The sequence below is a fragment of the Pseudomonas sp. RW407 genome, assembly GCF_003176655.1.
Lineage (GTDB): Bacteria > Pseudomonadota > Gammaproteobacteria > Pseudomonadales > Pseudomonadaceae > Pseudomonas > Pseudomonas delhiensis.
The window spans coordinates 639,407-646,103 of sequence record NZ_QGSL01000029.1; the positions used below are offsets into that span (position 1 = coordinate 639,407).

4 protein-coding genes are annotated in these 6,697 nt (G+C 69.2%); 2 read left to right on the forward strand and 2 right to left on the reverse strand.

The genetic code is table 11. From position 1 onward, the window contains the following. Positions 1-263 precede the first annotated feature (263 nt). A complete protein-coding gene (locus DK254_RS03730) occupies positions 264-1,184 on the forward strand; it encodes a LysR family transcriptional regulator (protein ID WP_109932312.1) in 921 nt (306 codons plus the stop codon). Positions 1,185-1,825: 641 nt separating this feature from the next. Here the strand turns inward: DK254_RS03730 and DK254_RS03735 are convergent. Together DK254_RS03735 and DK254_RS03740 are read right to left on the reverse strand one after the other, a co-directional pair. Then, positions 1,826-2,389, reverse strand: a complete 564-nt coding sequence (locus tag DK254_RS03735; protein ID WP_109932314.1) for a GNAT family N-acetyltransferase — start codon at positions 2,387-2,389, stop codon at positions 1,826-1,828. A gap of 241 nt (positions 2,390-2,630) precedes the next feature. Next, positions 2,631-3,755 (reverse strand): PilT/PilU family type 4a pilus ATPase, encoded by a 1,125-nt coding sequence (locus DK254_RS03740; protein ID WP_109932316.1) that lies wholly within the window; start codon positions 3,753-3,755, stop codon positions 2,631-2,633. Positions 3,756-4,362: 607 nt separating this feature from the next. Here DK254_RS03740 and DK254_RS34475 point away from each other — a divergent pair. Next, positions 4,363-6,697 (forward strand): hypothetical protein (locus tag DK254_RS34475; RefSeq protein ID WP_218281394.1); only part of this gene is annotated, 2,335 nt, incomplete at its 3' end.

Genomic DNA, 6,697 nt, shown 5'->3' on the forward strand with positions numbered 1-6,697 from the left:
CTCTTCGATTCGGTGGGCGTCTGGGCGACGCCGGGCATTCAGCGGCTACAGCCGCGAGGCGGAAGCATTCGTGCCGGCAGCAGGCGCGGGGCGAAAGGGTGCAAGGCCATCGGGGGCTCCTGGTCGAGGGGCATATTCTTATTTCTTAAAAGAATAAATTTAAGTTTTATTCTTCGTTGACGGAATAAGAGCTTGCATTTAAAACCAGCGCATCCCCCACGGCAAATGCCTTTGTCCAATATTTTCAATGCCGGTAAAGCATCATGGATCTGCGCCAACTGCGTTACTTCATCGCCCTCACCGAACACCGCAGTTTCGTCCGCGCGGCCGATGCAATGGGCATCACCCAGCCAGCCTTCAGCCGCAGCATCCAGGGCCTGGAGCAGGAGCTGGGCTGCCAGCTGGTGGACCGCGGCAGCAAGGAGCTGCGCCCCACGCCCGAAGGCCAGGTGGTGCTGCAGCACGCGCTGCGCCTGGTGCAGGGCGCGGCCAACCTGACCCAGGAAATCACCCAGCTGAACAAGCTGGATGCCGGCGAACTGCATTTCGGCTGCGGGCCGGCGCCGGCGCAGAAACTGGTGCCCGACGCCGTGGCGCGGCTGATCCGGCGGCACCCGCGGCTGCAGATCGACTTCCAGGTGGACAACTGGGAGCGCCTGTCGCGCAGCCTGCTGCGCGACGAGATCGAGTTCTTCATCGCCGACATCCGCCACTTCGAGGCCGACCCCGGCTTCCAGACGCGGCCGCTTAGCCCGCGCCGGGGTTTCTTCTTCTGCCGCACCGGGCACCCGCTGCTGGCCAAGGAGAGCCTGTCCACCAACGACCTGTTCGCCTATCCCCTGGCTTCCGCGCGGATGCCGCCGGGCATCCGCAAGCTGCTGGCCAACCTCAGTGGCAAGAGCGACCTGCAGGCGAACATCCAGTGCGAGCACCTGGGCTCGCTGGTGCGCATCGTCAGCCAGACCGACGCCATCGGCGTGGGCAGCGAGGACGGCCTGCGCCAGGCGCTGGCCAACGGCGAGGTGGCGCGCCTGCACCTGCGCAACCTGCCGCACAACATCGACAGCCTGCAGGCGCGCTGCGGCATCGTCAGCCGTACCGGCTACCGCCTTTCGGCGGCGGCGCGGGCGCTGATCGAGACGTTGGTGGAGCTGGACGAGGAAGAGCGGAGCGCGGTGGCGTGAAGCGACCGGCGGGGCGGGGGTGATCCTGTAGGAGCGAGCTTGCTCGCGAACCTTGGGCCTGTGCTCCGATCTCCCCTTCGCTATTCCCGCGAACGCGGGAACCCAATTGGCTTGGGGGCTTGGTGTAGCGCGCCGCTCCGAGTGCGTGGATGTCTCTTGTTTCGCCCCCTCGGGCGAGTCACTTTTGTCAAACGCCACAAAAGTAACCAAAAAGGCTTGCCCCGCATACGGGCCCGATGGAGCCGGGCTACCCTCGCGAACTCCCCCGCCACGGAGGCCCGCCCCGAGGGTACGTCCCTGTAGCCCATCGGGGCTCTCGCGACATCCATGTCGCATGACCTCCTGAGCGCCGGTTTCGCTCGGCCTTCTGAAGGGGCGTTCCGGTGCGCTCGGTTGTTTCTCTGGAAACCCAAAATCAAGAGCGGCACTGCTCTTCGTAGGATCGAGGGGGACGCCTAGTTCTTGCTCGCGAACCCTGGGTTTCCGCGTTCGCGATAGTTCGTAGGGCGCATAACGCCTACAGCGTTATCCGCCATGATCGCGGACAAAGTCCGCTCCTACGGTTCCAGGAAGCACGGACGTAGGACTCCGTCTGCGATGGGCCGGCCGCGCCTGAGCACGATCGCGGATGGAATCCGTTCCTACAGGTTTTGCGCTCGCGTTTGGGCCCAGTCCTTGGTGAGCAGCCCATACAGTGCCGAGTCAGACACTTCCCCGGCGACTATCCAGCGTTGCCGCAGCAACCCCTCGCGCTGGAAGCCCAGGCGTTCCAGGGTGGCGGCGGAGGCCTGGTTGCGCGGGTCGATGTCCGCCTCCAGGCGATTCAGGCGCATGTCGCCGAAGGCATGGTCGAGCAGGGTGCGCAGGGCTTCGTTCATGTAGCCCTGTCCCTGGGCGTGGCGGGCCAGGCAATAGCCCAGCTCGGCGCGGCGCGAGTCGCCGGAGAAGGTATGTAGCGTACAGGTGCCGAGGAATGCGGCGTTTTCGCGGCGGGTCAGGGCCAGTGTCAGGCAACTGCCGTCGGCATAGCCCGCCAGGTCGCGCTGCAGGCTGTCCACGGCCTGTTGCGGCGAGGTCCAGGGTGGGGTGTTCCAGTACCTCATCACCTGCGGGTCGGACATCATCGAGAACAGCGCGTCGGCGTCATCCAGATGCATGGGGCGCAGGATCAGGCGTTGGCTCTGCAACTCTCGCGGGAAATTCATCGGCTCCCTCCGGGGACGTAGGTGAGCCGGGAAGCCTAGCAATCGCAGGGTGCTCCGCCGAGTTGGATATACGTACGGATGTTTCGGGGTAGTTGGGCAAGGGAAACACCATGCGGTCATGTAGGACCTTATCCGCGATAACCGGGCATATCGGCGTGATTCGCGGATGAGATCTGCTCCTACAGGTTTCCGTGACGCATGGCATTTCCCCCGCAGGAGGGACTCCGTCCGCGATCCGCGCTCAGATGCCGAAGGCGCTTCCGCCCTCGTCGCCGTCGAAGCCTCGTTCCAGCTTGATCTTCAGGCTCAGGTCGGTGCGCGAGTCGGCGAATTTCAGGGCGTCGGCGACGCTGATGCGGCCGGCTTCGAGCAGTTGGTACAGGCTCTGGTCGAAGCTCTGCATGCCTTGCTCCAGGGCACGTTCGATGGCGCCGCGCAGTTCCGGCAGCTCGTCGCGCTGGATCAGCCCGCGGATGTGCGGGGTGCCCAGCACCAGTTCCACCGCCACCACGCGGCGCTGGGTGGTGCCCGGCACCAGGCGCTGGCCGACCAGCGCCAGGAGGTTCTGCGACAGGTCGGCCAGCACCTGCGGGCGGGCCTCGTCGGGGAAGAAGCGGGCGATGCGCTCGATGGCGTGGCGGGCGCTGGTGCCGTGCAGGGTGGCCACGCACAGGTGGCCGGTCTCGGCGTAGTGCAGGGCGTGCTGCATGGTGGCGGCGTCGCGGATCTCGCCGAGCATGATCACGTCCGGCGCCTCGCGCAGCACGTTGCGCAGGGCGTCCTCGAAGCTGTGGGTGTCCAGGCCCACCTCGCGCTGGTCGATGATCGAGCGCTGGTGCTGGTGGAGGAACTCGATGGGGTCCTCGATGCAGACGATGTGCCCCGAGCGGTGGCGGTTGCGGAAGTCGAGCATCGAGGCCAGGGTGGTGGACTTGCCGGAACCGGCCGCGCCCACCACCAGGATCAGCCCGCGGTCCTGCACCGCCAGCTTCTCCAGGATCGTCGGCAGGCCGAGGCTGGCGGCGTCGGGGATGACCTGCCTGATCAGCCGCACCACCATGGCCACCTCGCCGCGCTGCAGGTAGACGTTGACGCGGAAGCGCCCGCTGCCGGGCACGGCCACCGCCAGGTTCATTTCCAGGTCGCGCTCGAAGTCGGCGATCTGCTGCGGCGACATCAACTGGTAGGCCAGCAGCTTGACCTCGCCGGCGCGCAGGCGGCGTTCGCCGACCGGGCGGCTGACGCCCTCGACCTTGATGTGCGGCGCCGCGCCGACGCTGAAGAACATGTCGGAACCGGCGTGCTGCGCCAGCAGGTGCAACTGGCTGAAGACGTCGGGCAGGGCGCTGTCGCTGGCATCGCTCATGGGGAATCCTCGCAAGGGCGGGCGCCCGGGGTGGCCCGGGCGCATGTTCTCAGCCTAGCCGGCCTGGCGGACGGTGGCCTGTGGTGGCGCGCAGCCTAGCCGGAGGGCGGCGGGCGCATGTTGATCTGCGTCGTTGCGCCGCCCGAAGCATGCCATGGGGAAGGCTGGCGAGGGCAGGGGATGGCGGTACGCGATGTTGGGCATTTGCCCACAACCAAAACGGCGTTTTCCCCGCGTCTATCGGAACCGGCCGGCTGATCTTGGTGGCAATCCCTTAATGCTTTCCCTTGAGTGCCCGATGGCGGCCGGATACGACGCCGAACTCCCCCATCCAGGTGGCCGGTATCCCCCGTTTTTGAGCGGCGCCCGCTTCCGGGAGCTTCACATACTTTCAAGGCTGGGCGCCCGCGGCACGGGCCGCCTGGCTCCAGCAGGCGCATGACAGGACTCGCCCCGGCCGGCTGGCCGGGCCCACGGCAGGATACGGCCCCCTGTAGACCTCCCCGGGCCCGCGAGCGCAGCCCTTCCCGCCGACCACCAGCCCCTGCCCACTACCAGCCCGCGCCGGCTGCCGGGCGCCCCTGGAGAACGTATGGGAGCAGCAACCATGAATACGTTGGCCGATGGCCGCTTCGCCCCGATCGTCGACATCAGCGATTCGCTCACCCGCCAACGCCTGCTCGACGCCCTGCTCGGCGCCGCGCCCAGCGATGCACGCCTGGTGCTGGTCTGCGCACCGGCGGGCTTCGGCAAGACCACCCTGCTGGCCCAGGCCGAACGCCTGCTGGCCGGGCGCGGCGAGCGCACCTTCTGGGTGAACTGCAGCGACAGCGACTACCAGCCGGAGCTCTTTCTCGACAGCCTGCTGCAGGGCCTGCGCGAGGGCATCGCGGAGCCGGCGGGGGACAACGGCCTGGGCGCGCTGCTCGGGCTGCTGGAGGCCTGCCCGCTGAACTGCAACCTGTTCCTCGACCAGGTCGAGCTGGCCCTGAGCCCCGAGGTCGAGCGCCTGCTGGAGCAACTGGCCCGGCGCCTGCCGTCCGGCTGCCGGCTGTTGCTGGGCAGCCGCCGGCAACCGCTGCTGCCGATCACGCAGCTGCAGCTGGCCGGCCTGCTGCGGGTGGTGGAGGCCGACAGCCTGCGCTTCACCGGGGAAGAGTCGCAGCAACTGCTCGGCGCCCTGCTGGGCGAGGCGCGCACCCGCTACTGGGCGGACTACACCGAGGGCTGGCCCTTCGCCCTGCAGCTGCTGCGCCTGCGCTGCCAGGGCAGCCCGGCCGGCGAAGGGCCGCCGGAAACCGACCAGTACGCCTCGCTGGGCGGCATCTTCGACTACCTGGCCGAGGAGGTGCTCGCCAGTTGGCCGAGCGAGCTGGGCGAGTTCCTCCTGGACTGCAGCGTGCTCGACAGCGTGGACGTGCCGAGCGCCAACTTCCTGCGCGGGCGCGACGACGCCGAGCGCTGGCTGCGCGAGGCGGCGCGCCTGGTGCCCATCGTGGTGCCCGAGCAGCCGCAGCGGGTGCGCCTGCACCCGCTGCTGCGCGAATTCCTCCTCGGCCGCCTGGAAAGCCGCGAGCCGGAGCGCTTCGCCTGGCTGCAGGGGCGCGCCGCGGAATTCCACGCCCGGCGCCAGCAGGTGTTCCGCGCCGTCGAGCACGCCGCCCAGGGCGGCCTCTACTTCCAGGCGGTGTCCATCATCCTCGGCGCCGGCGCGGTGCGCCTGCTGGTCTGCGAGGGGGCGGTGCGCACCCGGGCGCTGCTCGAACTGCTGCCCCTGACCCTGGTGCGCCGGGAGCCGCGCCTGCGCCTGATGCTCATCTGCCTGCACATGCTCAGCGGCGAGACGCTGCAGGACAGCCTCGACCTGTCGCGGCTGGAGGCGGCGTTCGGCGGCGAGGTGGCCTCGCCGGAAGACGCCGAGACGCGCACCGACCTGCTCTACGTGCGGGCGATGATGGTCATCGGCAACGTGCAGCGGGCCGGCGACGGCGCCGTCCGCGAAGTGGTGCGGCGGGCCATGGTCGACGCCCGCGCGCGCTTCTTCGAGGACCCGCGCTACCTGTGCCTGGTGCTGCCGAGCGAGATCATGCTGCTGCTGCGCTACGGGAACGTCGACGAGGCGCGCCTGCGCCTGGAGGAGTTCATCGCCATCAACCGCAGCGAGGGCTTTCGCGAGAACCAGCCCTGGTCGCTGGTCTACCGCGCCCTGAGCGACAGCGCCCAGGCGCGCTACGACGACGTGCTGCAGACGGTGACCGGCCTGCTGGCCAAGGACGGGCCGCTGGCCGCGCCCCAGGCGAGCCTGCTGTTCCACATGGTCCACGCGCTGCTCGGCCACGTCCACTACGTGCGCGGCGACCTGGAGCAGGCGCGGCAGGCGTTCTCCCATTGCGCCTCGCGCCTGGGCGCCTCCCTGGCCGAGGTCTGGGAGCGGGGCCTGATAGGCGCGGCGCGGGCGGCCTTCTTCCTCGGCGACAGCGCCCAGGCCCTGGCCAGCCTGGAGGCGGCGCGTTCCGGGCACACCCTCGAATACCCGCTGCGCCGCGCGGTGGGCGCGACCCTGGTGGAGCTGCGCCTGCGCCAGCGCGAGGTGGAGGCGGGCCTGGCGCTGGCGATGGAGATCAACCTGGCGCGGCTCTGGCAGGAGGTGCTGGACGGGCGGCCGCTGTTCTGGGCTGAACTGGTCGCCATCGCCCAGGCCCACTACTGGCTGCTGGCCGCCCAGGGCCAGATGGCCGGCGCGCTGGAGGCGGCGGAAGCCTTCGAGCGCCTGGCCCGCGAGCGGCAGAACCGCTTCGGCGTCGGCCAGGCGCTGGTGCTCAAGGCCCACGCGCTGCTGGCCGGCGAGCTGCCCGGCACGCCCATGGCGGTGCTCGACGAAGCGCTGGAGCTGTTCGGCGAGGGGCTGGCGGTGCAGAGCTTCATCGAGGCCGGCGCCGAGG